This is a genomic window from Bradyrhizobium sp. USDA 4532 (assembly GCF_024171315.1).
GTDB lineage: Bacteria > Pseudomonadota > Alphaproteobacteria > Rhizobiales > Xanthobacteraceae > Bradyrhizobium > Bradyrhizobium australafricanum.
The window spans coordinates 8,151,720-8,178,583 of record NZ_JALJZN010000001.1 but is presented as its reverse complement, the minus strand read 5'-3'; the positions used below and the strand labels follow the sequence as shown (position 1 = coordinate 8,178,583).

The following is a 26,864-nucleotide window of genomic DNA, read 5'->3' as shown; positions in this document are numbered from 1 at the left end:
CTTGGGCTCCTCCTGCACATCGGCGCTCGATGCGCGATGTTTAGTTTTTTGTATTACTAAACGTAGTACTAAATTTTTTGGCCCGTCAAGCCGGTTCTCGCGACCTTGGCGAAAATATTCCCGACGCTCGCACGCGCAAGCGTCGACGTTTGCAATGCAGCAAATTTCCCCATAATTGCAGCGAATGCGGCGAACAACGATTGCCGACCTGGTCCGGAGGACGCAATTCGGTCCGTCCCGATAACAGGGAAGCCGGAAGGTCAGCCGCAGCCAGCATGTTTAGTATGCGACTTTACTGAACGTTCAACAAAGCGATTGAGCGCGCGGAACAGCCTCCGCGTCGGCCGAAATCCGCCATTGCCGCGAACCGCACCGGTTTCGCGCCAGAAAACGACCTCACCAAAGCGCGACGAACGCCATCGAACTCAAGCATGGTGCAGCTAGATCAACGAAGCTGATCTTGCTTCGCCGCTCACAACGGTCTGGTTGCAGGTTCGAGTCCTGCCGGGCCCACCAAGACACGTGGAGCCGTCACCGTTTCAATAGGCGCGCGCGAAGTCACCCTCCTGCTTGATGTCAGTGAATACCGGAAAGCGCGCCTTCCACGGCGTGCCCTTGGCCGTCGTCAGCTTGTTGAGCCGCTCAAGCACGCCGAGGCCGTCCTTGCGCAGGCTCGCCGAAACCGCCCCAAGGTCCGGGAAATTCTTCAGGACGGCATCGAGCCAGATGGTGCGGCCGGCCAAGAAACCGCCCGCGCCCGCGGCATAGGCGAAGTCGAGGACGCGTTCGAATTTTTCCGGCGCGGCGCCGCCCGACAGCAGGACCCAGGGAATGCTCCGCTCGCGGCAGATATCGCCGATCGCATCGAATTCCCTCTGCGCGGCCTTGGCTTCGGCGCTGCCGTCACGGGCCGGCAGGCTGTTGGCCGCGAGGGGGCTCTCAAGCTTCAGGAGATCGACGCCGTATTCGGGCTTGGCAAACTCGCGCACGCTATCGATGACGAGGCCCGGCAGCTTGCCGGGCGATTCCACGTAATCGGCGGTGTGATTGGCGCTGCCAAGGAACGGATAGACCAGCAGTTCAAGAACATAGGGAACGTCGTGGCGGGCGCACTCCTCGCCAATCTCGCGCACGAAGCGCTTCTGATGCTCGTTGACCGCGGCGTCCGCATCCGGCCGATACCAGGCCAGCACCTTGACGGCGTCGCCGCCCATGGCGCGAATTTTCTCCACACTCCAGTTGGCGATCGCGCGCGACTTGCGACCGCCCGCGGTCTCCTCGACGCGATGCTCCTCCAGCGTCATGATCAGGCCGCAGCGCGGCGGCAACAGATCGATCGCTGCGGGCACGGCAAAATTCGGGTCGAACAACATCGAGCTGCAATGCGGTGCGAGGTTCTCCACGAGGAGCCGCTTGGCCGCCGTGACGTCGGAATATTCGACCTGATCCCGCGTGATTCCCTTCGCCTTCGCAATGGCATCGAACAGCGGCGGCCGCTGATCCAGCGCGACCATGCGAAAGTGGCCTTCCGCGTCAGCAAGGCGGCCCAGCCCGCGGTTCTTTCCAATCGTTCTCATGGCTTCGTCCTCATGAATGCAAGACAGTCGTTGATGGTGGGGATTCCGTTGCGGCCACCGGCGTGGCGACATTTCATCGCGGCCGTGGCTGCAGAAAACGCCATGGCGTTGCGCACATCGAGGCCGACGCCGATCGCAAGGGCATAGGCGCCATGGAAGACGTCGCCGGCGCCGGTGGTATCGACGACATCGACGACATAGGCGGCGTGCCGGTGCAGCTGGCCATTCTCGTACCAACTGACGCCGCCCTCGCCGCGCGTGACCGCGATGACACTGCAGCCGAAGCGCGCCAGTGCTGCGAGAGATTCGTCTTTGGCAGATCCGGCGAAAGAAGCGAGCGCAGGCTCGGAGAAGATCGCGTGGTCGGTCAGGGGCAGCAGTCGCTCGAATACCTCGGCATCAGCCATGTCGCCGTCGAGCACCGTCGGAATGCCGCGCGCACGCGCCTCGCGAAACAGCGTCGCGGCGCCCTCCACCCAGCGCGGATCGGCCAGCACCGAGGATGCGCGAGCGACGGCTTCAAGCGGAAGCCAATCGGCCGCTTCCGGAAACAGACCACGGAAGTTCACGATCTGCCGCTCGCCCGAACTGTCGACAATGATCCCCGAGACCGATGAGCGGCCATCGGGAAACAGCCGGAAATTCTCGACGTCGACACCTTCGGTGGCAAAAGCCGAACGCATCTCGTGCCCGGCGGCATCGTCCCCTGCCCGCCCCCAGAACGCGACGGAGGCACCGAGCCGTGCGACCGCAACCGCGGCATTGGCGGCCATTCCGCCGCCAAGGGTACCGTAGTCGATGGCCTTTATCTTCTCGCTGTTGCCCGCAAAGAGCTGATCGACACGCCAGACCTGATCGAGCGCGGACAGCCCAAGGCAGATCACCTGGACGCCCCTGGCTCCCGACGCCACATCCGCGAGCGCCGAAAGAGCTGCTATGTTCGCCGATGCGCTCACCGCAAAACCTGCCCGTTCGCTGCATCGAACAAATGCGTCTTGCCCGGCTGCGGCCGCAAGCTGAGGCGATCGCCGGGCTTTGGTCGCAACGCTGGATCGACCCTTGCGATCGCGGAGACGCCGGCGAGATCGAAATGGATCAGGGTATCCGAGCCGAGCGGCTCGACCAGCTTGACGTTGATGGCGATGCCGTCCGCCGCATCGGTCGTGACGGCAAAATGTTCAGGACGGATGCCGAGCACGGCATTTCCCGCCTGCTGCAGGCGGCTTGCGGCCTCACCGTCCAGCGGCACCCCCGTTGCGCCTTGCGAAAGGATCGCGCGCTCCTCACGCCATTCGACCGGGAAGAAGTTCATGGCGGGCGAGCCGATGAAGCCGGCGACGAACTGGTTGGCCGGCCGCTCGTAGACCGTCTCCGGCGTGTCGTATTGCTGGATCGTCCCGTTCTGGAGCACCACGATCCGGTCAGCCATCGTCATGGCCTCGATCTGGTCATGGGTCACGAAAACCATGGTGGTCTTGAGCTCCTGCGATAGCGCCTTGATCTCGGCCCGCACCTGTCCGCGCAGTTTTGCGTCGAGGTTGGACAACGGCTCGTCGAACAAGAACGCCTTGGGATTGCGCACTATCGCACGGCCCATGGCGACGCGCTGGCGCTGTCCGCCGGAGAGCTGCTTCGGCTTGCGATCGAGATAGGGCTCGATGTGCAGGAGTGCGGCGGCACGCTTCACGCGCGCATCGATCTCCGCCTTTGGCGTTCCCCGCAGCTCCAATGCGAACGACATATTGTCGTAGACGCGCATGTGCGGATAGAGCGCGTAGTCCTGGAACACCATCGCGATGTCGCGCTGTGCAGCTTGCACGCCGTTGACGCGCTTGTCGCCGATGTAGAGGTCACCCGACGTGATCGGCTCGAGACCCGCAATGATTCGCAGCAGGGTCGACTTGCCACAGCCGGACGGCCCCACGAAGACGACGAATTCATGGTCCGCGATCTCCAGATTGAGATCGGGGATCACAGTGAAACTGCCGTAGCGCTTGACGAGGTTGCGGATCGAGATCGAGGCCATGATCGCTTAATCCAGCGCCAGTACCGGCTTGATCAGCTCGCCCCTGGCAAAGCGGGCGAAATTCTCAGGCAGGGCCGACAGGCCGAACTCGCCGTCGACGAGGACGCGGTATTCGTCCTTGAACTTGCGCAGCAGCTCGATGTTCGGCTCGAAATCCGAGACCGGAAAGTAGAAGGTCCGGATCATGTAGAAGTCCTTGCGGCGGAACACCTTGCCCTCCTCGATGGTCCAGGGCGCGGCGTTCTCGCCGACCAGCACCAGCGCGCCGCGCGGCAGGACAAGCTCGATGCCGAGGTTGCGCGCCGCATGCGCGCCGGAGCATTCCATGATGAGAGCAAAGCGCTTCGAGGTGTCGCCCACGGGATGCGCCTTCGCGCCGAAGGATTGCGCGATCTTCAACCGCGTCGCATTGGGGTCGGCAACGTAGATGTCGTTGTAGCCGAGCGCACGGAGCGCCAGCACGACGCCGAGGCCGACCGGCCCGGCGCCCATGACAAGAACAGGTCCGGCCTCACCGGGCGGCACCACGCGGCTGACGAAACGCACGGCGTGGCCCGACGTGCCGATGGTGTCGAGCAAGAGCGGCGCAAGGCTGTCCTCGATGTCATCGGGCACCGGCAGCAGGCAATTTTCCGGCACCGGCACGTATTCGGCGTAGCCGCCCGGCCGGTTCCAGCCGATCAGGCTGGAGACCTCCAGGCACATCTGGGTATCGCCGCGCTTGCAGGCCGCGCAATGGTCGCAGTGGAGTGGAATATAGACGGCACAGCGGCGACCATGCAGCCGGTGACCGGGCTGCTCGACCACGCCGAAAATCTCATGGCCGGCGGTGAACTCTGCGCCCTTGTGCCAGAGCTTGAAGTCAGAACCGCACAGCGCGGTGCGCGAAACGCGCACGAGCACTTCACCTGTGCCGGCGTCAGGCATTGCCACGCGCTCGATGGTGATGCGGTCGCCGCCGTGGAAGACCGCGGCCTGCATGATCGAATTCGGACGGGGTGACACGTTCATCAGATACCTAGCCTTTCACCGCACCGAGCGTCAGTCCGGACACCAGCCAGCGCTGAACCAGGGCGGCCAGCACCAGCGGCGGCAGTGCGATCAGCGTCGCCGCGGCCATGAGAGCGCCCCATTGCGTCGAGCCTTCGCCGATGAAGTTGAAGGCCGCCGCGATCAGCGTCTTGGTGTCGCCGTTGGAGAGCACCAGCGCAAACAGGAAGTAGTTCCATGAGAAGACGAAGGCGAGGATCGCCGAGACGGCGACGCCGGACGCCACCAGCGGCAGCGCGATGCGCCAGAGGATGCGCGTGACGCTGCATCCGTCGACCTGCGCCGCCTCGAAGACGCTGCGCGGGATGCCGTCGAAGGACGGCAGCAGCACCCAGATCACGATCGGCAGCGTGATGACCGCGTGGCTCAGGATCAACGCGGTGTAGGAGCCGATCATCCCGACCTGCCGGAACATGACGTACCACGGCAGCAGGAACAGCGTGCCCGGCGCCATGCGCGCCGCGAGCGTCAGGATCGCCGGCCACGAGATCCGTGTCCAGGAGACGGCGAAAGCGGCGGGGATGCCGAACAGTAAGCCGAGCGCCGTCGAGCCGACGGTGACGATGAGGCTGTTGAGCGCATAGCTGAGGAACGGCGTGGTCTTGGTCAGCTCGACATAATTGTCGAGCGTCGGCGTGAAGATCAGCGTCGGCGGATAGGCCGTGACCTCGAACGACGGCTTGAACGAGGACAACACCATCCAGACCGTCGGCGCCATGATGAGCACGCCGGCGAGCACGAGCTGCACGGTGTTGAGCCAGCGGATCCAGCGGTCGGTGTTGGCGGCATCCGTCATGACATCACCACGCCACGGCGCCGCGCAGGCGGTTGAAGGCGAGCACGGCGCCGAACACGATCGCCGTCAGCGTCAGCATCAGGGCGCTGGCGTAACCGATGTTGAAGAACTCGAAACCCACCCGGAAGCCGTAGATGTTGAGCGTGTTCGAAGCGTTGCCGGGGCCGCCCTGGGTGGTGATGTAGATGATGTCGAAGAAGCGCAGGAGATCGACGCTGCGCAGGATGGCCGCGGTGACGATGGTCGGCAGCAGCAGCGGCAGCGTGATGCGCTGGAAGGTCTTGAACGGCGATGCCCCGTCGATCTGCGCGGCCTCGTAGACACTCGGCGGCAGCGATTGCAGGCCGCCCAGCACGATCAAGGCGACATATGGCGTCCACTGCCAGCTGTCGATCAGAGCGACGGTCGGGATAACCCACGTCGGCGACGCCAGCCAGTCCGACGGCGGCAGGCCGAGCGACTGGAGGATGTAGTTGGCCGCGCCCAGCGAGGGATCGAGGATCACCAGCCACATCATGCCCGCCACCACCGGCGGCATCATGAATGGGGAGATGAACAGCGAGCGCACGATTCCCGGCAGGCGCCTGGCGTGAAACAACACCAGAGCCAGCCACACGCCAAAGACGAGCTGGAGCACCAACGACAGCACATAGAGCGCTATGGTGATCCAGAGCCCGTGCCAAAACTCGTAGTCGGAGATCAGCTTTGAGTAATTGGCGAGGCCCGCAAAGGATTGCTTGCCGGTCGAGGAGAATGTCTGGAAGCCGAGCCAGATCGTATAGACGACCGGAAACGCGATCATCGCGACCGTGAAGATCACGGCCGGCGCCGAGAGCGTCGCCATTTCCAGCTTCTGCCGGTCCTGCGTGAGTGTCGCAGCCGCGTCCGACATGCGTCCGTTTCCTTGAGAGTGAGGAGCCGGCAGGCATAAGCCTGCCAGTATCAGGCGGTTACTTCTGTGCGATCAGCGCATCGAGCGCCTTGTCGGCATCAGCACAGGCCTGGTCGATGGGCTTCTGCTTCAAGATCAGGTCCTGCACGGCCTGGCCGATGAATTCGCGTGATTCCGGGTTGGCGATGATGGGGTAGCCGACCTCGGAGGAGCCCTTGGTCGCAAGCACGTCGAGCGCAGCCTGCCATTCCTTGCGGACGGGCTCCTCGTCGATCCATTTGCGGTACTCAGGATCCTTGGCAACCGACGGCCGCGGCGGGGCAATGCCCTGGAGCGCCATTTTCTTCTGCACCTCGGGGCTGGTTGCCCACTGCACGAAGTACCAGGCCGCGTCCGGCTGCTTGCTGTGCGAAGACACCGCCATGCCCCAGCCGATCGTGGTCGGCACCTGGCCGGCCTCGCCTGCCGGGAACGGCAACAGGCCGGTGTCCTTCAGGCGCGCGCCGCCCTCCATCACCGTGCGCAACTCATTCGAGGATTCGAATGCCATCGCGGCGCGGCCGCTGCGGTAGAGCGCCGAAATCTGCTGGAAGCTGTAGTTGACCACACCCGGCGGACCGAAGTCGCGCAGCAGCCGGCTATAGGTGTCGAGTGCTTCCTTGCCCTCGGCCGAGCAGAGGTTCGACTTGCCGCCTGCGATGTAGCTGCCTCCGATGTTGTGCAGCATGTTGCTGAAGGTGTAGGCGACCGCGGGCTTGAGGCCACGCGAGACAAAGGGCGTGACAGCGCTGTCGCAGGTCTTGATCTTCTCGGCCGCCGCCTCGACATCCTTGATGGTCTTCGGCGCCTCAATCCCGCACTTCTTGAAGATGTCGGTGCGGTAATAGAAGATCGGACCTTCGATGTTCATCGGCATGCTGGTCAGCTTGCCGCCGAAGGTCGCGGCCTTGAGCAGGGCCTGGCTCAACCCGGCCGGGTCGTATTCCTTGGCCACCTCGTTCTTGGCCATCGCAGTGAGATCGCCGTACCAGCCGGCCGCGGCGAACTGCTCGCCCTCGCGCGAAGGCAGCGTCATGAACACGTCGACCTCGTCGCTGTTCGCATTCATGACGGTGACCAGACGCTGGCGCATCTGTTGTTCCTGATAGCCGTCGACCTTCAGGGTCATGCCGGTCAGCTTCTCGAAATCGGCCTTGTAGGTCAGCAGTGCCTGCGCGACCGGATTGTTATTAGCGAGAAAGGTGACGGTCCTGCCCTTGAACTTCATCCAGTCGAAATCGGCCGCATGAGCCTGCGCGCTGACGGCGACAAGCGCGAGAACGGGCAACGCGACGTGCGTCGCGAGCATCCTGACCTTCATCGAACTCTCCTCCCGGCTGGCCGCCTTAAGCTGGCGGGCCATTTTGAACGCGGCTTGAAAACGGTTACAATCTAGACCTCACATCGGTTGTGTCAAGCAATGGACAAACCGGATATTCTGCGGCAAATTTACGAGATTACCGCTACCACGCGGTTTGCCTCATCGAATGTAACGTTACATTGATACGATTGACCAACGCCAAATCCGTGAAACAGGGCATCCGCGCCGTCGCAGCCCGTGCCGGCGTCTCAACGGCCTCGGTGTCGCGCGCGCTCAACAATCCCGATGCGGTGAGCCCTTCCCTGCGGGCGCGCATCGAACAGGCCATCGACGCGCTCGGCTACATTCCGCATGCGCCGGCGCGCATCCTGTCGTCACGGCGCTCGCGCACGCTTGGCGCGATCGTTCCGACCATCGACAACACGATGTTCGCGCGCGGCATCGCCTCGCTGCAGCAGTATCTCTCCTCGGTCGAATACATGCTGTTTCTCACCACGAGCGGCTACGATCTCGACGTCGAATTGCAGCAAGCGCGCAATTTGATCAGCCGCGGCGTCGATGGACTTGTGCTGCGCGGTGATTGCCATCACGAGGGACTGCGCAAGTTGCTTGCAGACAACGCGGTTCCCTTCATCAATGTCGGCATCTACCAGCCTGATCGACCCCACCCGTGCGTCGGAACCAACAACGAAGCGGCCGCCCATCGCGCCGCTGCGCATGTCATCGAGCTTGGCCACCGCCGCATCGGGATCGTCTCGGCGCTCCAGCGCAACAACGACCGCGCCAGCGCTCGCGTCGCCGGCTTTCGCCGCGCGCTCACCGAGAACGGCCTGGAGCTTCCGCCGCAATGGCATGTCGAGGTGCCCTACACGCTGGATGACGCGCGCGAAGCGGCCCGCTATCTCCTCAACCTGAAGGATCGTCCGACCGCCGTCGTCTGCGGCAACGATGTGATCGCCTACGGCGTGTTGCTCGAGGCGGAGCGCGATGGATTTTCGGTGCCGCGTGACCTGTCGGTGGTCGGCTTCGACGATCTCGACTGGAGCCGCCACTTGCGGCCGAGCCTGACCACGATCCACGTACCGACCGGAGAAACCTGGCAGCGCGCCGGGGAATATCTGGTGCGCAGCCTCGCCGGCGAGCAGACCATCATGCATCGCGAGATCGACTTCTCCCTGGTGGTCCGTGAATCGACGGCTCCCCCTCTCAAATCCTGAAGCGAGACCCCTCCAATGCGCTCAAACTTCTCTCTTGCGTCCGACTTCCATGCCGTGGTGATCGGCGGCGCCGGCGACATTGGCGCCGCAATCAGCAATCAGTTTTGCGACCTCGGCGCGACAGTGACCGCAACGGCGGCCAACGAGACCGATCTGGCGCGCACTTTGCTGAAATCGCGCGCCGGCCTCACACTCGCGACGCTCGACGTCACGAACGACGACGCTGTCGCTTCTTTTGCCCGACAGCAAAAGCGCGTCGATGCGCTGGTCAACTGCGCGGGAATCCTCGCCCGCGACAAGGAATACGAGATCGAGACCTTCATGAAGGTGCTCGACGTCAATCTCACGGGCACTTTTCGAACCTGCATGGCGTTCCGCCCGCTTCTCACCGAGAGCAAGGGCTCGATCGTCAATCTTGCCTCGATGAACGCGACCTTGGCGCTGCCGCGAATCCCGGCTTATTGCGCCAGCAAGGGCGGTGTCGTGATGCTGACCAAGGCGCTCGCGTTGGCATGGGCCGAGCAAGGCATCCGGGTCAATGCGGTTGCCCCCGGCTATATCGAAACGGCGATCAATGCGGCCGGCCGCACCGATCGCGCGCACTATCAGCGCATCGCCGACCGCACCGCGTTCAAGCGGTGGGGTCAGCCGGAGGACATTGCGGGAGCCGTCGCATTCCTCTGCATGCCGGCATCACAATATGCGACCGGCACCGTCGTCGCGGTGGATGGCGGGTTTCTTGCCGGATGAGCCAGGAAACCAACGGATACGGCCTGCATAATGTCGCCGGAAATGTTTGGGAATGGTACGAGGACCGCCTCGCACCGTCGGGAGTCCCCTTGAATCGCGAGCCTGCACCGAACCGCTCGACGCGCGGTGAATCCTGCCTCGAGTCCCACGGCAGCCGCCACCGCTTCGCAGCGCGAAACCCGAACGCGCCGGTCGGCTCGTCGGGCACGACCGGCTTCCGTGTCGTGCGCACCGGGCAGCTGCGGGATTCGGCATAGGATGACGCTGGCGACAAATGCCGCGAAGCCGGCCCCTGCTCCCGGCACCCGTCTGTTGCCGCAGTTCTTGCGCAATTTCGTGCGCAATCGCGAGACCGGCCTCGTGCTGGTCGGCATTGTCGTCGGGTTGCTGAGCGGCGTCCTCGTTGCCGCGATCTCGGGCCTCAGCCAGGCTTCGCACGCGCTGCTGTTCGACATTCCCCTCGACGCACATCTGAGCGCCACCGGCGTGATTTCCTGGCAGCGCACGCTGCTGATCCCGGCAGTTGGCGGCCTGGTCCTGGCGCTGATCGGGCTGTACTTCGCGCGGCGCGTCAAGGGACAGCAGCTCGCTGACGCGATCGAAGCCAACGCGCTCTATGGCGGCCGGGTGTCGTTCCGCGGCAGCCTGCTGATCTCGATCCAGACTCTGCTGTCCAACGGGTTCGGCGGATCGGTCGGACTGGAAGCGGGATACACGCAGATCTGCTCGATGTTTGGCTCCCATGTCGGCCAGCGCCTCGCCGCCCGCCGCAACGACATGCGGCTGTTGGTGGCCTGCGGCGCGGCGGGGGCGATCAGCGCAGCCTTTTCGGCTCCACTGGCCGGCGCCTTCTATGCCTTCGAGGTCGTGCTGGGAGCCTACACCTCGGCCGCCCTCGTGCCCGTCATCGCCAGCGCCGTCACGGCCTGGCTGGTGGCGCGGGGGTTGACGCATCAGTCCTTTCTGATGGTGCCGGGCTTCCCATCGCCCGTGTCCGTCGAGATGATCGGACAGACCGTGCTGATCGGCATCATTTGCGCATTCGTCAGCATCCTCGTCATGCTCGCGGTCGCATTTTCCGAACGTTGCTTTCAGCGGGTCACGCTTTTCAGCGGCTTCGTGCGCCCGATCCTCGGCGGCCTGCTGCTCGGCGGCCTCGCCCTGCTGACGCCGACCGTGCTCGGCGCCGGCCACGGCGCAATGCAAATCCTGCTGGTCAGCAATCCGAGCTGGCTCCTGCTCACGACGACCATCGTGCTCAAGATCCTGGCATCGGCCGTCTCGCTCGGCTCCGGCTTTCGCGGCGGACTGTTCTTCGCCTCGCTGCTGCTCGGCGCGCTGATCGGGCAGCTCTACAGCGTCGTGCTGACCGGCCCCTTCCCCACGCTCGCGCTTCAGCCCGGCACCGCCGCCATCGCGGCTCTCGCCGCACTCGGAACCGGCGTACTGGGCGCACCATTCAGCATGGTTTGTCTCGCGCTCGAAATCACTGGCGATTTCTCCGTGACCGTCGGGGCGGTGGTCGCATCATCGGTCTGCGCGCTCATCGTCCGCGAGTTGTTCGGCTACAGTTTTGCGACATGGCGCTTCCACCTGCGCGGCGAGGTGATCCGCGGTCCGCAGGACATCGGCTGGGTCCGTCAGATGAGCGCGGCCTCCCTGATGCGCGCCGACTTCGAGAATGCGCTGACGACCATGCCGATCGGCGAGGCGCAGAAGCTGTTCTCGCCGGCGCAGGTCCGACAGGTCGTGCTGCGCGATCCGAACGGCAGCTATGCCGGCATCGTCGCGGCGGCGACGCTGCATTCCGTCACCAATCGGGACGACGATCCGCTCGGGTCGCTGGCCCAGCAGCAGGATGAATACCTGCTTCCGACCACGTCGGTTCGCGAGATCCTGAAGGCCTTTGAACGGAGCGAAGCCGACGTCCTCGCGGTCATCGACCGTGCCGACCATCGCGTCACGATTGGCACCTTAAGCGAATCCCATGTGCTGCGCACCTATGGGGAAGAGCTCGAACGCCGGAACCAGGAGCTGTTTTCGCGGTGATGCTTGCGCGCTATGGCCTTAGATCCATATCGATCCGCACAAAATCGCCGCGATAGGTGACTTCACCGAGATAGATCACGGTGCGATCGCTCGCCGTGAAGACACGGCGGACTTCGGCGACCGGCGAATTCAAAGGCACGCGCAGCAGCCGCGCCGCCTCGATGTCCGCGGTTCCGATGGTCAATGTCTGGCGGGCGCTGGCGATCGCCGGATCCCTGAGATCGTTGAGGATCGGGATCACCGTCTCGTTGCGAAAGCGCTTGGGAGACCTGCGAAAGATCTTCTCATCGAGATAGATGGAAATGACGCAATAAGGCTGCTTCTGGCGCGAGTGCAGACGGCGCATGAAGACATATTTCTCGGCCGGCTTGCCGTCTTCGGGAAGCAACGGCGCGTCGCTCCGGCTTTCCGAGATGTTGATGATCTCCGGCGAGGTGTCGCGGTACATGTCCGCGAGATCGGACAGTGTGGTCTCGACCTTGAGCCAGCGGTCCTGTCGCACAGTCCCGGTGACGAAGGTGCCGCGGCCCTGCTGCGCCTCGATGACACCGTCGCGGGCGAGCAGTTCGACGGCCTGCCTGATGGTAACGCGCGAGACGCCGAACTCGGCCGCCAGATCCTCGTTGGCCGGCAGGCGAAAACCTTGACTCCAGACACCGCGCGCAATCCGCTGGCGAAAGATATCGGCAATCTGCGCGTATTTGGGGACGTGACTGTCGGAACTCAATTCCATCTCGCCCTCCGGAAATCAAGCGGCCCAATCACGGCATGACAAGGGCTGCACCGCGTTCCCCGATCATCAGGCTGGTCGCATTGGTGTTGGCCGAGGTGATCTGCGGCATCACCGAGGCGTCGATCACGCGCAGCCGCTCGACGCCGCGCACCCGCAGCTGCGGATCGAGTACTGCCCGCTCGTCGCTGCCCATGCGGCAGGTGCCCACGCAGTGAAACACCGTGCCGCCGGTGTTGCGCGCAAACTCCCACAGCCCGGCATCGTTACTTGCGGCCTCGCCCGGCACCATTTCGACGTCCCAGAGCGGGCGGAACGCCTTTTGCTGATAGATCTCGCGCAAAATCTTCAGGCCGGCAACAATGGTCTTGCGGTCGATCTCCTCGGCGAAATAATTGGGCGCGATCAGCGGCTGCTCGAACGGATCGGCCGAGCGGATCGCGAGCTGTCCGCGCGACCGGCCGTGGCATTGCCAGACCGAGGCCGTGAAGCCGGAATAGCTGTGGAGGGGTTCGCCGGGCTTGTCGACGGAGAGCGGCATCACGTTGAACTGCACGTCGGGACGGCCGCCGACCGCATATTCGGTACAGGCCGCTCCGCCCACCTGTCCCGCCCCCACCGTCAACGGCCCTCGCCCGGCCAGCATCCATTGCAACCCCATCTTCGCGAGTTCGACAGGATGGCGGACCTGGTCATTGAGCGAGATCCGCTCCTTCAGGCGCACGATCAGCCGCGCCTGGTAGTGGTCCTGCAGATTGGAGCCGACTTCGGGCGAGTCGGTGACGACGGCAATGCCGTGCTTGCGAAGCAGGTCGGCCGGACCGATCCCGGAAAGCTGGAGGATCTGCGGCGATTGCAGCGCGCCGCCCGACAGGATCACCTCGCGATCGGCTGTCGCGCGATGAACCTGCCCTTTGCTGATCCACTCGACGCCGGTCGCGACGCGGCCGTTGAAAGTGAATTTGCTCACCTGCGCATGCGTCATGATGGTGAGGTTGCGCCGGTCGGTAATCGGTCGAAGAAAGGCGGATGCCGAGCTGGTCCGCCAATGCCGCCCGATGCCAAGCTGATAGGAACCGACTCCGAGCGTCGTCGCGCCGTTGAAGTCGGGATTGCGCGGCAGCCCGAACTGCACGCCCGCCTCCACCCAGGCCCTCGACGCCGGATTGTCGTTCCGGAGGTCGGAGACCTCGAACTCACCGAGGCCGCCGTGATACTGGCTCTCGCCGCCGCGATAGCGCTCGTAGCGCCGGAAATAGGGCAGGACGTCGCGATAGTTCCAGCCGTCGGCGCCGAGACGTTCCCAGTCGTCAAAATCCTCGTGCTGGCCGCGGATGAAGATCAGGCCGTTGATCGACGACGATCCGCCGAGCACGCGGCCACGCGGCCAGACGATGGCGCGGCCGCCGCTTCCTTCCGACGGCTCGGTCTTGAACAGGCGCGAGAAGCGCTCGTCGTAGATGGTCCGGTAATACCCGACCGGCAGCTTGAGCCAGAAATTCCGGTCCGATCCGCCGGCTTCGAGCAACAACACGCGGCAGGCAGGATCGGCCGACAGTCTGTTTGCGACCACACAGCCGGCCGACCCCGCACCGACGATGATGTAATCGTAGCCAAGCCCCGACATCACGCGGTCCGGTATTGTTCGATCGAGGCAAGATCGGGCGCAATGCCGAGACCCGCCTCGTCGCCGAGCTCGATCATTCCATCGCTGACGTGAAGCACGGGGCCGCAGAATTGATCCCGCAGCGGGTTCTCGTTGCTGTCGACCTCCAGCAATCCCTCGCCGCCGACGCCCGCCAGCAGATGCGCCGACGCCAACAGGCCGATGCCGGCGCCGAGATAGTGCGGACAGAACATCTTGCCTGACGTCAGGATGTCGCGGGCGATGCCGGCGCAAGCCGAAAGCCCGCCCCACTTGGCGATGTCAGGCTGGACGACACCGAGAACCGGCTCGCTCAGCACCTCGGCAAAGCCGGCGTAGCTCGCGATGTTCTCACCGGCCGCGAGCGGAAAACGGATCGTCTCGTGCAGCTGCTTCCATTCCTGCCGCGGACGGTCCGCGCGGATCGGCTCCTCGAGCCAGGCAAGGCCGAACGGCTCCAGCTGCGGCGCGTGCTCGAGCGCCTGCGCGATGGTCCAACCCTGGTTGACGTCGGCCGCAAGCATGCCATCGCCGACGACGCGGCGCAGCGCGGCGAGATTGGCCTGGTCGCCTGCCGGATCGAAGCCGATCTTCAGCTTCAAGGCGCGATAGCCGCGGCCGAGCGCTGCTTCCGCCGCTCGCTCCGATCCGACCGGATTGATGCCGCTGGCGTAGACTTTTATCCGCTTCCGCGATCCGCCGAGCAGTTTCCACAACGCTACGTTCCGGCGGCGCGCATGGAGATCCCAGACGGCGAGATCGATGCCGGCGATCGACTGCGCGAATGGGCCCGCTTCGCCGGATTGCAACGCGAGCACCGAAGTTCCCTGCGTCAGCCGCTCGAATGCGGCACCAGGTTCGCTTGCCCTGAATCCGACAAGCGCCGGTGCCAGGACCTCATTGACCAGCCGAACACGATGCTCGGCGCCCGGCGCGGGAAAGTTGCACCAGACCTCGCCCCAGCCCACGTAACCGTCCGTGTCCTCGACCCGAACGAACACGGCAGGCCGGTCCCCCATCCGCCCGAACGAGGTGATGACCGGTGTCGTCAGAGGATAGCGAAAGCCAAAGGCCTGGACGCTCCGGATGGTGAAAGGCGGCGGTGTCATGCGCGGAAACCTGCGGCGCCTATGACCAAAGCGGCGCTTGTATGGTCATCCTATTTATAATATGACTTGGGCAAACATCAACTGCAATCTGGGTGGACGCGTCGAATGGACGGAGCTGGCGTGAGACGCTTTGGTCTCGGGTTGATACCGTGGGTCGGTGCGATCCTGCTCTGGTATGCCGTGCGCTGGAGCGGCTTCGTCAACGCATCGCTGATCCCCGCCCCGCACCAGGTCGCCGCGAAGTTCGTCGAGCTTCTCACCAAGGAAGGCCTCCTGATCGACATCTTCGCCTCGACCAGGCGCGTCTTCTTCGGCGTCTCGCTTGGAATTCTCGTCGCGGTGCCCGTCGGCTTCCTGCTCGGATGGTATCGCCCGGCCCGCACCTTCGCCGACCCCATGATCAATTTCTTCCGCGCGCTGCCGCCGATCGCGCTGATCCCGCTCGTCATCGTCTATTTCGGCGTCGACGAGCTCGCAAAGCTCGTCATCCTGTTCTACGCCTCATTCTTCTCCGGCGTGATCGTCATGTATGAAGGGGTCTCGCAGATCACGCCGCTCTATATCCGCGTGGCGCAGACGCTCGGCGCCAATCAGGCGGAAATCTTCCGCAAGGTGATCATTCCCCTCACCGTTCCGCACATCCTCACCGCGCTGCGGGTCGCGCTTGGCGTGGCCTGGGCGACGCTGGTGGCATCCGAACTGATCGCGGCCCAGCGTGGGCTTGGCGCCATGATCCAGAATGCATCGACCTACTTCCTGCTCGACGTCATCTATGTCGGCATCATCTGCATCGGCCTGATCGCGCTGATCATGGACATGATCCTGCGCAAGATCACGGCCCGGTTGCTGGTCTGGCAGGATCGGGCCATCGCATGACCACGCGTGCACAGTTCGACAAGGTTTCGCTTGCCTTCGAGACCCCGAAGGGACGCCTCAACGTCGTCGAGAATGTCAGCTACGATATCAACGATGGCGATTTCATCGCGGTGATCGGCCCTTCAGGCTGCGGCAAGACCACGATGATGAGCATGCTCGCGGGCTTCCAGAAGCCGACGACCGGAAGCGTGCTGTTCGACGGGCAGCCCGTCACGGGTCCCGGTCCCGAGCGCGGCGTCATCTTCCAGGAATATGGCGTCTTCCCGTGGCTGACGGTGAAACAGAACATCGCTTTCGGCCTGACGCTCCGAGCCAATCACGTCGCGGCCGGTGAGCGCGATTCGATCTGCGATCACTATCTCGGCCTGATGGGGCTGTCCGACTTCGCCAACTCCTATCCGAAGCATTTGTCCGGCGGCATGCGTCAGCGGCTCGCGATCGCGCGGGCTTACGCGGTCAAGCCGCAGTTCCTGCTGATGGACGAGCCGTTCGGTGCGCTCGACGCCCAGACCCGTTCCAACATGCAGAACCTGCTGCTCAAGGTGCTCCAGACCGAAGGCAAGACGGTCATGCTGATCACCCACTCCGTGGAGGAGGCGATCTATCTCGCGTCCCGCATCGTGGTCGTGACCGCGCGGCCGGCGCGGATCAGGCAGATCATCGACGTGCCGTTCGCCTATCCACGCGATGAATCGATCCAGGAACGGCCCGAATTCGGCGAGCTGCGAAGCTATATCAAGCATCTGGTGATGGACGAGTATCGCGCCCAGCAGGCGCAGATGCGTCCGGTCTCATTCTCGGAATAACAACACAGCGGAGGACGACCTATGGATCGGCGACAATTTCTGACCACGACGGCCGGGCTTGCCCTGGGGTCCTTCACCGCCGCAGCCCCTGCGATTGCTCAGGCAAAAACAAAAGTTCGTGTCGGCTATCTGCACACCGTTGCCGTCGACGGCCAGATCTGGACCGGCATGGACCGCGGTTCCTTCGAAAAGCAGGGACTGGATCTCGAGCTGCGGCAGTTCAATACCGGCCTCGAAATCTTCCAGGCGCTGATCGGCGGCAGCCTCGACGTGCTGGCGACGGGCGCTGTGCTCTCGAACTTCCCCGCCCGGGGCCAGGGCAAGGTCTTCCTCATCAACGACATCGAGGTCGCGACCGCACAGCTCTGGGTGCGCGGCGATCAGGGCATCAAGTCATTCGAGGACCTGAAGGGCAAGCGGATCGCAACCGCGACCGGCACCACCGCGCATGTGTTCCTGGACACCGCGCTGCGCGCGAACAAGGTCGATCCCAAAGCGGTCGAACTCGTCAACCAGACCATGCCGGCCGCCGTAACCGCCTTCATTTCAGGCGCGGTGCCCGCCGTCGCGCTCTGGGTGCCTTTCAACGTGACGGTTCGCGACAAGGTGCCGGGCGCGGTCAAGCTCGCCGACGCCTCAGCCTATTATCCAAAGGCCGCGATCATCGGCGGCTGGGCCGCGGCCAATGACTATTACGAGCCCAACAAGGAAACGCTGGCGAAGCTGATCCGTGGCTGGGCCGATGCCAATGACTACATCATCGCGAACAGCACCGAAGCGATGGAAAAGCTGCAGAAGGGCCATTACAGCCAGACGCCGATGGCCGACATCGACGAATCGTTCAAGGCGCAGAAGATGTTCTCGTCGCGGGACTGGAAGCGGATGTATTCCGACGGCACGGTCACCAACTGGCTGCAGCAATCGACCGACTTCTTCATGGCCAATGCCGGCATCAAGGACTTTACCCCGGCAAGCAAATATTTCGATCCGAGCCTGTATTTGAAAACGATTGCGTGACGCACCTGGACGCAAATCGCGTCCTAGAGGTAGCTCTCGAACGCGACCCGCTGCGCGGGCGTCAAGTGCAGGCCGTGCTTGGTGCGCCGGTCCAGGAAGTCGGCAGGCTGCCTTGCCCACTCATTCTCGCGGAGATACGCCGCTTCGCATTCATAGAACTCGCCGCCGAAATGACGGCCCAGGTCTACGGCGCTGCGGACCGGACCCAGCAGCTGGCGCGCGCGCGTCCCATAAAGACGGGCATAGTGATGGATGAGCGTTCGCGGCAAATCGGGATAGTCGCGTGCCAGCCGATTCGCGAATTCATCGAAACTGCCGCCGATGTCGCCGCCCGGCAGCGGCCGATCCGCGGTCCAGGCCGACGACAGCTTCGGAAACCACGGCGCGAGGCGCTGCAGCGCCTGCTCCGCCAGCCGGCGGTAGGTCGTGATCTTGCCGCCGAAGATCGACAGCAGCGGCGGCACATCCTGCGCGCCGTGAACCTCGAACACATAGTCGCGCGTCACCGCCGACGGATTGTCGGCGTTGTCGTCGTAGAGCGGACGGACCCCGGAGAACGCGTGCACGATCTCGCCCGCCTGCGGCGGCGTTCGGAAATAGCGGCGCAAGACCTGCAACAGGTAATCGGTCTCGTCCTCTCCGATCGCGACGTCCTCGGCGCGGCTGTGATAGGGAATGTCTGTGGTGCCGATCAAGGCGAGATCGTCCTCATAGGGATTGACGAAGATCACCCGGCGATCGCTGTTCTGCAGCAGATAGGCCTGCGGCCCGCTCCAGAATTTCGGCACCACGATATGGCTGCCCTTGACCAGCCGTACGCTCTGGGCCGAGTTCAGGCCCGCCACGCCCTGGATGACATCCTGAACCCACGGCCCGGCGGCGTTGACCAGCGCGCGCGACCGCACGACCTGCGTTGTGCCGTCGTCGCCGTGCATTTCGAGCAGCCAGGTCCCGCCGTCGCGGCGTGCGCGCACCGCCCGCGTGCGCGGCAGGATGCAGGCGCCGTTCTGCGCGGCATCGATCAAATTGAGGATCACCAGCCTGCTGTCATCGACCCAGCAGTCCGAATATTCGAAGCCTCGCCGGAACTCCCGACGCAGCGGCGCGCCCTCCGGAGCGCACGACAGATCCAGGCTGCGGCTCGCCGGCAGTTGCTTGCGGCCACCGAGATGGTCGTAGAGCAACAGGCCGGTGCGGACCAGCCACGCCGGCCGTTGCTCCGGCGAATGCGGCAGCACGAAGCGCATCGGCCAGATGATATGCGGCGCCGACGCGAGCAGCACCTCGCGCTCGATCAGCGCCTCGCGCACCAGGCGGAACTCGTAATATTCGAGATAGCGCAGTCCGCCATGGATCAGCTTGCCCGAGCGCGACGAGGTGCCCTCGGCGAAATCATCCTTCTCGCAGAGCAGCACTTTCAGTCCGCGGCCGGCGGCGTCGCGGGCGATGCCGGCACCGTTGATGCCGCCACCGATGATGGCGATATCGACCAGCCCGTGATCCGTACCTGCGACCGGCGCAGTGCCCGTCATCGCTTGCTGCTGCGCCGTTTCTCGGCGCGGCGCGGCGCCGCCTTTGCGGTCGCGCGGGCCTTGTTCGGCTTCGGCGCCTGCAGACCGTAAGTGGAGAACCCCTTCGCGGTGTCGGCAATCTCCTCGTCGGTCAGGATGACGCGCGAATCGAGCGCCAGCGAGAGGTAGTACTGACGCGCGATGGTCTCGAGCTCGACCGCGAGCCACATCGCCTTGTCGAGATTGGCGCCGAGCGCGATCATGCCGTGATTGGCGAGCAGGCAGCCATTGCGGCCTTCGAGCGCCGCAATCGCATGATCGGACAATTCCTTGGTGCCGTAGCGCGCATAGCCGGCGCAGCGGATTTCGGTGCCGCCGAACGCCGCCATCATGTAATGGCAGGCCGGGATCGGCTTGCGCGCGATCGCGAGCACGGTCGCGTAGGTCGAGTGGGTATGGACGATGGCGCCGACATCGGGCCGGGCGCGCGTGATGTCGAGATGGAAGCGCCATTCGGTGGACGGCTGCAGCGGCCCCTCCCACGCACCATAGTCGCCCTCGAGCGGCATCGAGGCGATCATCTCCGGCTTCATCGAATCGTAGGGCGTCGCCGACGGCGTGATCAGCATCCGGTCCTTGTAGCGGGCGGAGATGTTGCCCGATGTCCCCTGGTTGAGACCCGACGCATTCATCCACCGGCACTTGGCGATGATCGCCTCGCGCAACTGTCGTTCCTCACGGGTCATACGAACTGCCTTTCTCTTCAGCACGGATTGCGTGGCGGCTCGCCGGCCAGGAAGCGACGAACCTCTTCGGCCGCCTGCCCAGCGGCCACGGTGACGGTACGCACGGAGGCGCCGGCGATGTGCGGCGTCAGCGTGACGTTGGGAAGTCGCAAGAGCGGCCAGTCCGCCGGAACCGGCTCGACCGCGAAGGTGTCGAGCATGGCGCCGCCGAGATGCCCCGATGCCAGCGCATCATGCAGCGCTTCGTAGTCGACCAGCGGACCGCGCGCGGTGTTGATCAGGAACGCGCCCGGCTTGATCCGCGCCAGAGCCTCGCGCCCGATGAAACGGGTGGTCTCCGGCGTCACCCGGGCGTGCAGCGTGACGACGTCGGCGCGGCCGAGCAATTCGCCGAGCGCGACATGCTCGACGCCGTCATTGCGGTCCTGGGCGCTGAGCTGGACATAGGGATCGGCGACCAGGATCTTGCAGCCGAAGGCCTTCAGCAGCTTGACCACGCGGCTGCCGATCGCGCCGTAGCCGACAATGCCGACCGTCATCTCGCCGAGCTCGCGCCCGGTGCGGTCGGCGCGATAGAGATCGCCGCGCCATTCCCCGCCTCGCAGCGCCTCGTGACCACTGCGGATCAGGCGTGTCTCGGCCAGAATGGCGCCGATGGTGAACTCCGCGACCGCACCCGCATTGCGGCCGGGCGTATTGACCACCAGCACGTTGTGGTCGCGCGCCGCCTGCATGTCGATGTTGACCGGGCCGCCGCGCGACACCGCGATGAACTTCAGCGTCGGCAGCCGCTCCAGCATCGACCGCGAGATCGGCGCCAGATGCGTGACGAGCAGCTCGGCATCGCCGATGAAGCCGATGATCTCGTCGGGCTGCCCCATGAATTCCTTTAGGCCGTCGAGCTTCGAGCCGGCGTAACCGTGCTCCATCGGCTCGTCCGGCCAAGGCTGCTCCAGGGTGCGAATGTCGACGCCATCGCCGCAGGCTGACCGGATGTGCTCGGCGAACACCGAGGGCAGCATGAAGCGGTCGCCGACAATGGCGATGGACTTAGACATGATCGCCTCCGGCGCGCAGCGCAGCGAGTTGCTTCCAGACCGGCCGCGACGCCAGCCTTGCCTCGAGATAGGTCGGGAAGATGCTGGCATAGCGCTTCGCCAGCGCAGCATCCGGCGATTGCGGCGCACTTAGATGCGGCGCGACCCACTGCTCGGCACAGGCGCGCATGTCGGGATAGGCATCGATCGCGACCGCCGCGATCATCGCAGCGCCTGCGGCGCCGGCTTCGGCGCGGCTGCAGATGCGGACGTCGCAATCCAATGCGGCCCCGAGGATGGCGGCAAGCGCACGGCTCTTCGCCGCGCCGCCTGTGATCCTGACATCGCGCGGCAGCGACCCCATCGCCGTGTAACAATCCCGTGCGGCGAAGGCCAGGCCCTCCATCACGCCGCGCATCAGGTCGCCATAGCGGTGGCGCGACCGCAAGCCGAAGAATTGCGCGCTGGCCTCATGCGCGACGAACGGACCACGCTCGCCCGCATCGGAGATGAACGGGTGGAACAGCACCTCGCCGGGCCTCGCCCGCAGCACCTGATCGTCGAGCCGGCGGATCAGTTCGGCGCGCGTGCGCGTCACGCCTTCCGCCGCCAGCATGTCGCAGGCGAGATCGAGCATCCAGTCAATGTTCAGCGTCGCCGCCATGTTGGACTGCATTTGGGCATAATGACCGGGCACCGGGAACGGCATGGTGTAGCCGGTTGCCTCCCGGTTCAGCGTCACAGCGTCGGCGCTCGGCACCAGCCGCATATGCATGCCGGTCGACCCGATGATGGTGCAGCCGACATCGGGTGACGGATCGTAGAGCCCGGCGCCGAGCGCATTGCAGATCACGTCCACATAGCCGAGACAGACCGGCACACCTTCCGGCAGGCCGATCTCGATGGCGGCGGCCGCGGTCAGCGGATGCGTCATGACCGCGCCGTCAACGACCGGCGGGAACAGGCGCGTCAGGTCGGCGATACCGATCAACCGCGCGGTCTCTGCGTCGAATGCTCGCTTGCGGAAATCGCCGCAGGAGAACGTGGCTTCCGACGGATCGGTTGCGCGTTCACCGGTGAGCAGGAAATAAAGCCAGTCCTTGCAGTGGAAGGCCGTGGTCGCGCTGGCGATCGTGTCGGGCATGTGGGCCTGCAGCCACGCCAGTTGCGGCCCTTGCTGGCAGGCATTGAGCCCGGAGCCGGTTCGACGGTAAAGGATCGCGTTGTGCTCGCTGCCGCGAATCGCCTCGACCAGCCGCCCGGCGCGCGAGTCGAGCCACAGCAGCGCCGGCGCGACCGGCCGGCCGTCGTCATCGATCAGCCAGGTGCCGTCGCCCTGCCCGGTCACCGCGACGGCCGCGATCCGCGCCGACAGGTCAGGCACGGACTTCGCCAGCGCACGAATGACCGCGACCGTATCGCGCCAGGTCTGCGCCATGTCCTGCTCGACATGGCCGCCGGCCAGGCTGCTGTACGCATTCGGCCGCGAGACATCTGCGAGTTGCTCGCCGGTCAGCGTGAACGCCACCGCCTTGATCAGGGAAGTGCCGGCGTCAATGCCGATGATAACGTCGCGGCTGGCCGAAGCGGTCATCGTCACGCTCCCTCCGCATGGCGAATGTAGGTTCCGTCGCTGCCAAAGATGTGCAGGTGACGCGGCTCCAGCGCAAACGAGATGATCTCTCCCGGCCGCGCGGCGACACGGCCCGGTATGACCGCGATCAGCATGCGGCCACCGCAATCGCCGGCGACATGCGATTGATCGCCCAGCCACTGGTTGGAGACGACCTTGACCCTGACGTCACCGGTCCCGACCACGATCTTCTGCGGACGAATGCCGATCCGCACCTGCGGCGTGGCCGCGAGCGTCTTCGCCGCCTCAACGTCGAGTCCGGCGCCGGCGATATCGAAACCCATGTCGGTTCCGACCGACAGACGGAAGCCGCCATCGGACCGCGTCACCTCGGCGTCGAGCAGGTTCATCGGCGGCTCGCCGATGAAGCTTGCAACGAACAGATTGGCCGGTCTGCCCTTCAGCTCCTTCTCGCTGGCGAACTGTTGCAGCAGGCCGCCTTCCATGACAGCGATGCGGTCGGCCAGCGCACTCGCTTCGGTCTGGTCGTGGGTGACGAAGATCGCGGTCATGCCGCGCTCGGCAAGCAGGCTCTTGATTCGGCCGCGCAGCACCGCGCGCAGCTGCGGTTCGAGCTGCCCCATTGGCTCATCGAGCAGATAGAGATCGGCGTCGCGCACCAGCGCCCGCGCCAGCGACACGCGCTGCTGCTGGCCGCCTGAGATCGCGCGCGGATAGCTGTCGAGGATGTCCTCGATCTCGACCAGACGGGCGATCTCGCCGACGCGACGCGTCACCTCCGCGCGCGGCAGCTGGGCGGATTTCAATGCAAAGGCGATGTTCTCGCGGACCGTGAGCGGCGGATAGAGCGAGTAGCCCTCGAAGGCCATCGCGACCTTGCGCCGCGCCGGCGGCAGCTCGTGGATCCGCCGCCCGCCGAGCGCGATCGATCCGGCGGAGACGTCCTCGAAGCCTGCGATCATGCGCAAGGTCGAGGTCTTGCCGCAGCCCGACGATCCCAGCAGTGCGACGATCTCGCCCTTCTCGACCGCCATGTCGAGCGCGCGCACCGCATGCACCGGCTCTTTGCCGCGGCTGCGATAGACCTTGTCGATGCCTCGAAGCTCGAGCATGTCCATGACCATCCGCTCCTATGCCGCCTTGAGCCGGTGCGACGCCCCGATCCGCAGCCCGGTGGCGCGATCGAACAGCATCGCGGCGTCGGGCGCGAAGCGGACGAAAACGGCATCGTCAGCCGCGCCTCGCGGGGCTTCCGGCGGCAGCGCCGCCAGCCATTCCGTTCCGTCGGCAAGACGGAGCAGCAGCACCGCCTTCTCGTGCATCGGCGTGATCGCGAGAATGCGCGCCGGGACAGCGTCGTCGGTGGATGCAGACGAAACCACGAGATCCTCGGGCCGGACTCCCAGCCAACATGCACCGGCAGGTGCTGCGCCATCGGCCGCGCCGAGCCGCATCCTGGCGCCGGCAACCACGGCCGACAGCATGCCGTGCTCCGCCACTGGAGATACCTCGGCGAGGTTGATGGTCGGATCGCCGAACAATCGCGCGACCGCGACCGATGCGGGCTGGGCATAGATATCGGCAGGCGTCGCGACCTGCGCGAGCCGGCCGTCGATCAAGACCGCGATGCGGTCGGCGATCGCCATCGCCTCGCGATAGTCCTGGGTGACGTAGAGCACGGCGGCGGTGCCACGCCGCAGCAGGTTCGGCAGCTCGAGCCGCATCTCGTAGCGCAGCTTGGCGTCGACATTGCGCAGCGGATCATCCAGCAACAGCACATCCGGATTGCCGATCAGCGCCCGCGCCAGCGCCGTGCGCTGCTTCTGTCCGTTCGACAATTCGCGCGGCGCGTGACCGAGCACGTGCTCGATCTTGAGCAGCCTGCTGATCGCGGCAACGCGGCCGGCGACATCGCCGCCGCCGGCCCTGGCGCGCAGGCCGCTTGCGATATTGTCGCGGGCGGTCATGTGCGGGAACAAGGCAAAGTTCTGGAATGCCATGCCGATCCCGCGCCGCTCGGGCGGAGCACCGACGACCGAGCGGCCGCCGACCAGGATGTCGCCGTCGTCGGGCTCGAACATGCCCGCGATCATGCGCAGCAGCACGGTCTTGCCGCTGCCGGACGGTCCGAACACCGCCACGATCTCGCCTGGCTCGACCGCCAGCGACAATCCGTCGGCGGGCCGTGCCGCACCGAATGCCTTGCTCACCGAGTTGATCTCGAGACGCGCCATTGGATCAGCCTTTCACCGCGCCGAGCGAGAGACCCTCGACCAGGTAGCGCTGTGCATAGAGCGCGAGCAACAGGGTCGGCGTCACCGACAGCACGATCGCCGCCGCGATCTGGCCGTACTGAATACCTGACGCGGTGACGAAGGCGAGCGCGCCGACCGTCACCGGCTGCTTGTCGGCGGAGGCCAGGATCAGCGCGAAGACGAAATTGTTCCAGCAGAAGATGAACGACAGCAGCCCCGCCGCGGCGATCCCCGGCCCCGCCAGCGGCACCGCGATCCTGGTGAAGGCCTCGCGCCAGGAATGCCCGGCCAGTCGGTAGGCATGCTCGATATCAGGGCTGATATCCTCGAAATAGCCGCGCACGATCCACAGGATCAGCGGCAGCGCGATCAACTGATAGACCCAGACGATCCCGAAATAGGTGTCGTTCAGTCCGAGCTCCTGGTAGTACAGCGACAGCGGCAGCAGCACGAGCAGCGGCGGCGCAAAGCGGAACGACAGCAGCGTGAAGGCGATGCTCTCGCCGAGGCGGAATTTGAAGCGCGCAAAGGCGTAGGCCGCCGGCACGCCGAGCAGCAGCGCCAGCAGCACCGCCGCGCTCGACAGCACGACGCTGTTGAAGAGGTTGCGCATGAAGGAGATCTGCAGATTGCCGGCCGCGGTGCGCAGCTGGCCGGAGATCAGCGCCTCGTAATTGGCAAGCGTCGGCTCGAACAGGATCCGCGGCGGAATCCGCAGGATCTGCTCGTTGGTCTGGAACGACATCAGAAAGATCCAGACGATCGGAAACATGAAGAAGATCAGGATCAGCGTGAGCGCCACGCCGCGGAAGATGCGACCGGCAAGGCTGGAATGTTCCATCGCTCCCCTCCCCGTCACGCGTGGCCGTGCGCACGCGCGCGCAGCCGCAGCCAGTTCTTGATGAAGATGTTCGACAGGATGTTGGTGATGAGCCAGAGGATCATCAACAGCGCCGCCGATCTGCCGACATTGGTGTACTGGAAGAATTCCAGATAGGCCTGCACCTGGAACACCATCAGCCGGTCGCCCGGCCCGCCCTGCGTCATCGCATAGATGATGTCGAACTGCTGGATCGAATCGAGCAGCCGGAACAGCGACGCCGTGATGATGTAGGGCGCCAGCATCGGCAGCGTGATGCGGAAGAACACAAAGCTCGCCGGCACGCCGTCGAGTGCCGCGGCTTCGAACGGCTGCCGCGGCAGCGAGCGCAGCCCCGCCAGCAGCAGGATCATGATGAACGGCGTGTAGACCCAGACATCGACCAGCACGACCGTGAACAGCGCACTCGATGGATCGGAGGCCCATTTGAAATCGGTGACGCCGAACAGGCCGACCAGATAGGACAGGATGCCGAAGCTCGGATTGGTCATCAGCTTCCACATCAGCGCGGCGATCGCCGGCGCCGTCATCAGCGGCAGCAGCAGCATGATCGACACTGCATTGTGGAAGCGGGTGGGCCGGCGCAGCAGCAGCGCGATGCCAAGACCGAGCAGCAGCTCGAGCACGACCGTGACCACAGTATAGGTGATCGAGACGCGGAACGTATTCCAGAACGCCGGGTCGGACAGGAAGTCGATGTAGTTTCCGGCGCCGATGAAGCCGCGCAGATGAGGCAGGTTCAGCCGGTAGCGCTGCAGCGAGTAGACCGCCGCGGTCACGAACGGAACCAGGATCGCCACGCAGACGAGCAGCGCCGGCAGGCTGAGCAGATAGGGCAAGAGGCGCACGCGCGGCCTTGGTTTGGCCGGCGCTGCCTGCGCGTTCGTCTGGAGGAGTTGGACCATGCTCATGATGATAAGAGATCACGTTCGGCTGGCAAA

The 26,864-nt window shown here is 64.8% G+C and carries 25 protein-coding genes; 7 read left to right on the top strand and 18 right to left on the bottom strand.

The window, feature by feature from the left end; translation table 11 throughout:
- Positions 1-539 precede the first annotated feature (539 nt).
- The 7 genes from J2R76_RS37725 to J2R76_RS37695 are packed head-to-tail and all read right to left on the bottom strand — an operon-like array spanning position 540 to position 7,701.
- Entirely contained in the window at positions 540-1,577 is a 1,038-nt protein-coding gene (locus J2R76_RS37725) for a tagatose 1,6-diphosphate aldolase (protein WP_253625752.1), read from the bottom strand.
- Complete coding sequence (locus tag J2R76_RS37720) at positions 1,574-2,533, bottom strand: PfkB family carbohydrate kinase (RefSeq protein ID WP_253625751.1); 960 nt, start codon at positions 2,531-2,533, stop codon at positions 1,574-1,576. The genes J2R76_RS37725 and J2R76_RS37720 overlap by 4 nt, the downstream gene beginning before the upstream one ends.
- On the bottom strand, positions 2,530-3,603 hold the full coding sequence (locus tag J2R76_RS37715) for an ABC transporter ATP-binding protein (RefSeq protein ID WP_253625750.1): 1,074 nt from the start codon (positions 3,601-3,603) through the stop codon (positions 2,530-2,532). Before J2R76_RS37715 ends, J2R76_RS37720 begins: the two co-directional genes overlap by 4 nt.
- A 6-nt stretch (positions 3,604-3,609) precedes the next feature.
- Entirely contained in the window at positions 3,610-4,614 is a 1,005-nt protein-coding gene (locus J2R76_RS37710; RefSeq protein ID WP_253625749.1) for a zinc-binding dehydrogenase, read from the bottom strand.
- A gap of 7 nt (positions 4,615-4,621) precedes the next feature.
- Positions 4,622-5,449: a carbohydrate ABC transporter permease gene (locus J2R76_RS37705; RefSeq protein ID WP_028335651.1), complete on the bottom strand. Its 828-nt coding sequence runs from the start codon at positions 5,447-5,449 to the stop codon at positions 4,622-4,624.
- 4 nt (positions 5,450-5,453) lie between these two features.
- Positions 5,454-6,341 (bottom strand): carbohydrate ABC transporter permease, encoded by an 888-nt coding sequence (locus J2R76_RS37700; protein WP_253625748.1) that lies wholly within the window; start codon positions 6,339-6,341, stop codon positions 5,454-5,456.
- Between the two features lie 58 nt (positions 6,342-6,399).
- Positions 6,400-7,701: an ABC transporter substrate-binding protein gene (locus J2R76_RS37695; protein ID WP_253625747.1), complete on the bottom strand. Its 1,302-nt coding sequence runs from the start codon at positions 7,699-7,701 to the stop codon at positions 6,400-6,402.
- A 182-nt stretch (positions 7,702-7,883) separates the two neighbouring features.
- Here J2R76_RS37695 and J2R76_RS37690 point away from each other — a divergent pair, with 182 nt between their 5' ends.
- Genes J2R76_RS37690 through J2R76_RS37675 form a run of 4 tightly spaced genes read left to right on the top strand, consistent with a single transcriptional unit; the run spans position 7,884 to position 11,717 of the window.
- Positions 7,884-8,918 (top strand): LacI family DNA-binding transcriptional regulator, encoded by a 1,035-nt coding sequence (locus J2R76_RS37690; protein ID WP_309143574.1) that lies wholly within the window; start codon positions 7,884-7,886, stop codon positions 8,916-8,918.
- Between the two features lie 15 nt (positions 8,919-8,933).
- Positions 8,934-9,668 carry an SDR family NAD(P)-dependent oxidoreductase gene (locus J2R76_RS37685; protein ID WP_057021024.1) on the top strand — a complete coding sequence of 245 codons (735 nt, stop codon included), beginning with the start codon at positions 8,934-8,936 and terminating at the stop codon, positions 9,666-9,668.
- A complete protein-coding gene (locus J2R76_RS37680; protein ID WP_057021025.1) occupies positions 9,665-9,925 on the top strand; it encodes an SUMF1/EgtB/PvdO family nonheme iron enzyme in 261 nt (86 codons plus the stop codon). The genes J2R76_RS37685 and J2R76_RS37680 overlap by 4 nt, the downstream gene beginning before the upstream one ends.
- A gap of 1 nt (position 9,926) precedes the next feature.
- Positions 9,927-11,717, top strand: coding sequence for a chloride channel protein (locus tag J2R76_RS37675; RefSeq protein ID WP_092086040.1), 1,791 nt, complete (start codon positions 9,927-9,929; stop codon positions 11,715-11,717).
- Between the two features lie 10 nt (positions 11,718-11,727).
- On the opposite strand, the gene J2R76_RS37670 is transcribed toward J2R76_RS37675, so the two are convergent.
- The 3 genes from J2R76_RS37670 to J2R76_RS37660 are packed head-to-tail and all read right to left on the bottom strand — an operon-like array spanning position 11,728 to position 15,201.
- Complete coding sequence (locus J2R76_RS37670) at positions 11,728-12,450, bottom strand: GntR family transcriptional regulator (protein WP_028335658.1); 723 nt, start codon at positions 12,448-12,450, stop codon at positions 11,728-11,730.
- A gap of 28 nt (positions 12,451-12,478) precedes the next feature.
- Positions 12,479-14,074 carry a GMC family oxidoreductase gene (locus J2R76_RS37665; RefSeq protein WP_253625745.1) on the bottom strand — a complete coding sequence of 532 codons (1,596 nt, stop codon included), beginning with the start codon at positions 14,072-14,074 and terminating at the stop codon, positions 12,479-12,481.
- Entirely contained in the window at positions 14,074-15,201 is a 1,128-nt protein-coding gene (locus tag J2R76_RS37660) for a mandelate racemase/muconate lactonizing enzyme family protein (protein WP_076823831.1), read from the bottom strand. Before J2R76_RS37660 ends, J2R76_RS37665 begins: the two co-directional genes overlap by 1 nt.
- A 120-nt stretch (positions 15,202-15,321) precedes the next feature.
- Here J2R76_RS37660 and J2R76_RS37655 point away from each other — a divergent pair, with 120 nt between their 5' ends.
- From J2R76_RS37655 to J2R76_RS37645, 3 genes are read left to right on the top strand one after another with little or no spacing between them, the layout of a single operon-like run.
- Positions 15,322-16,077 carry an ABC transporter permease gene (locus J2R76_RS37655; protein WP_225163506.1) on the top strand — a complete coding sequence of 252 codons (756 nt, stop codon included), beginning with the start codon at positions 15,322-15,324 and terminating at the stop codon, positions 16,075-16,077.
- A complete protein-coding gene (locus J2R76_RS37650; RefSeq protein WP_076823827.1) occupies positions 16,074-16,883 on the top strand; it encodes an ABC transporter ATP-binding protein in 810 nt (269 codons plus the stop codon). The genes J2R76_RS37655 and J2R76_RS37650 overlap by 4 nt, the downstream gene beginning before the upstream one ends.
- 21 nt (positions 16,884-16,904) lie before the next feature.
- Positions 16,905-17,900: an ABC transporter substrate-binding protein gene (locus J2R76_RS37645; protein ID WP_057021030.1), complete on the top strand. Its 996-nt coding sequence runs from the start codon at positions 16,905-16,907 to the stop codon at positions 17,898-17,900.
- A 23-nt stretch (positions 17,901-17,923) separates the two neighbouring features.
- On the opposite strand, the gene J2R76_RS37640 is transcribed toward J2R76_RS37645, so the two are convergent.
- From J2R76_RS37640 to J2R76_RS37605, 8 genes are read right to left on the bottom strand one after another with little or no spacing between them, the layout of a single operon-like run.
- Positions 17,924-19,432, bottom strand: a complete 1,509-nt coding sequence (locus J2R76_RS37640; protein ID WP_253625744.1) for a glycerol-3-phosphate dehydrogenase — start codon at positions 19,430-19,432, stop codon at positions 17,924-17,926.
- Positions 19,429-20,157, bottom strand: coding sequence for a class II aldolase/adducin family protein (locus tag J2R76_RS37635; protein WP_172647311.1), 729 nt, complete (start codon positions 20,155-20,157; stop codon positions 19,429-19,431). Before J2R76_RS37635 ends, J2R76_RS37640 begins: the two co-directional genes overlap by 4 nt.
- 17 nt (positions 20,158-20,174) lie before the next feature.
- Positions 20,175-21,215 (bottom strand): 2-hydroxyacid dehydrogenase, encoded by a 1,041-nt coding sequence (locus J2R76_RS37630; RefSeq protein ID WP_057021033.1) that lies wholly within the window; start codon positions 21,213-21,215, stop codon positions 20,175-20,177.
- The gene (locus J2R76_RS37625; RefSeq protein ID WP_253625743.1) at positions 21,208-22,788 is read right to left on the bottom strand and encodes an FGGY-family carbohydrate kinase; all 1,581 of its coding nucleotides are present in this window, start codon (positions 22,786-22,788) and stop codon (positions 21,208-21,210) included. The genes J2R76_RS37630 and J2R76_RS37625 overlap by 8 nt, the downstream gene beginning before the upstream one ends.
- Positions 22,789-22,790: 2 nt before the next feature.
- On the bottom strand, positions 22,791-23,906 hold the full coding sequence (locus J2R76_RS37620) for an ABC transporter ATP-binding protein (protein WP_371852070.1): 1,116 nt from the start codon (positions 23,904-23,906) through the stop codon (positions 22,791-22,793).
- A gap of 12 nt (positions 23,907-23,918) precedes the next feature.
- Complete coding sequence (locus tag J2R76_RS37615) at positions 23,919-25,022, bottom strand: ABC transporter ATP-binding protein (protein ID WP_253625742.1); 1,104 nt, start codon at positions 25,020-25,022, stop codon at positions 23,919-23,921.
- A 4-nt stretch (positions 25,023-25,026) separates the two neighbouring features.
- A complete protein-coding gene (locus J2R76_RS37610) occupies positions 25,027-25,884 on the bottom strand; it encodes a carbohydrate ABC transporter permease (protein WP_018273209.1) in 858 nt (285 codons plus the stop codon).
- Between the two features lie 14 nt (positions 25,885-25,898).
- Positions 25,899-26,828, bottom strand: a complete 930-nt coding sequence (locus tag J2R76_RS37605) for a carbohydrate ABC transporter permease (protein WP_210262648.1) — start codon at positions 26,826-26,828, stop codon at positions 25,899-25,901.
- Positions 26,829-26,864 lie beyond the last annotated feature (36 nt).

Coding starts and splice junctions, on each gene's coding strand:
- J2R76_RS37635 (WP_172647311.1), bottom strand. CDS start 20,157: ATGACCCGTGAGGAACGACAGTTGCGCGAGGCGATCATCGCCAAGTGC.
- J2R76_RS37640 (WP_253625744.1), bottom strand. CDS start 19,432: ATGACGGGCACTGCGCCGGTCGCAGGTACGGATCACGGGCTGGTCGAT.
- J2R76_RS37675 (WP_092086040.1), top strand. CDS start 9,927: ATGACGCTGGCGACAAATGCCGCGAAGCCGGCCCCTGCTCCCGGCACC.
- J2R76_RS37660 (WP_076823831.1), bottom strand. CDS start 15,201: ATGACACCGCCGCCTTTCACCATCCGGAGCGTCCAGGCCTTTGGCTTT.
- J2R76_RS37610 (WP_018273209.1), bottom strand. CDS start 25,884: ATGGAACATTCCAGCCTTGCCGGTCGCATCTTCCGCGGCGTGGCGCTC.
- J2R76_RS37650 (WP_076823827.1), top strand. CDS start 16,074: ATGACCACGCGTGCACAGTTCGACAAGGTTTCGCTTGCCTTCGAGACC.
- J2R76_RS37680 (WP_057021025.1), top strand. CDS start 9,665: ATGAGCCAGGAAACCAACGGATACGGCCTGCATAATGTCGCCGGAAAT.
- J2R76_RS37625 (WP_253625743.1), bottom strand. CDS start 22,788: ATGACCGCTTCGGCCAGCCGCGACGTTATCATCGGCATTGACGCCGGC.
- J2R76_RS37705 (WP_028335651.1), bottom strand. CDS start 5,449: ATGACGGATGCCGCCAACACCGACCGCTGGATCCGCTGGCTCAACACC.
- J2R76_RS37670 (WP_028335658.1), bottom strand. CDS start 12,450: ATGGAATTGAGTTCCGACAGTCACGTCCCCAAATACGCGCAGATTGCC.
- J2R76_RS37695 (WP_253625747.1), bottom strand. CDS start 7,701: ATGAAGGTCAGGATGCTCGCGACGCACGTCGCGTTGCCCGTTCTCGCG.
- J2R76_RS37615 (WP_253625742.1), bottom strand. CDS start 25,022: ATGGCGCGTCTCGAGATCAACTCGGTGAGCAAGGCATTCGGTGCGGCA.
- J2R76_RS37630 (WP_057021033.1), bottom strand. CDS start 21,215: ATGTCTAAGTCCATCGCCATTGTCGGCGACCGCTTCATGCTGCCCTCG.
- J2R76_RS37710 (WP_253625749.1), bottom strand. CDS start 4,614: ATGAACGTGTCACCCCGTCCGAATTCGATCATGCAGGCCGCGGTCTTC.
- J2R76_RS37725 (WP_253625752.1), bottom strand. CDS start 1,577: ATGAGAACGATTGGAAAGAACCGCGGGCTGGGCCGCCTTGCTGACGCG.
- J2R76_RS37605 (WP_210262648.1), bottom strand. CDS start 26,828: ATGGTCCAACTCCTCCAGACGAACGCGCAGGCAGCGCCGGCCAAACCA.
- J2R76_RS37620 (WP_371852070.1), bottom strand. CDS start 23,906: ATGGACATGCTCGAGCTTCGAGGCATCGACAAGGTCTATCGCAGCCGC.
- J2R76_RS37685 (WP_057021024.1), top strand. CDS start 8,934: ATGCGCTCAAACTTCTCTCTTGCGTCCGACTTCCATGCCGTGGTGATC.
- J2R76_RS37665 (WP_253625745.1), bottom strand. CDS start 14,074: ATGTCGGGGCTTGGCTACGATTACATCATCGTCGGTGCGGGGTCGGCC.
- J2R76_RS37700 (WP_253625748.1), bottom strand. CDS start 6,341: ATGTCGGACGCGGCTGCGACACTCACGCAGGACCGGCAGAAGCTGGAA.
- J2R76_RS37715 (WP_253625750.1), bottom strand. CDS start 3,603: ATGGCCTCGATCTCGATCCGCAACCTCGTCAAGCGCTACGGCAGTTTC.
- J2R76_RS37645 (WP_057021030.1), top strand. CDS start 16,905: ATGGATCGGCGACAATTTCTGACCACGACGGCCGGGCTTGCCCTGGGG.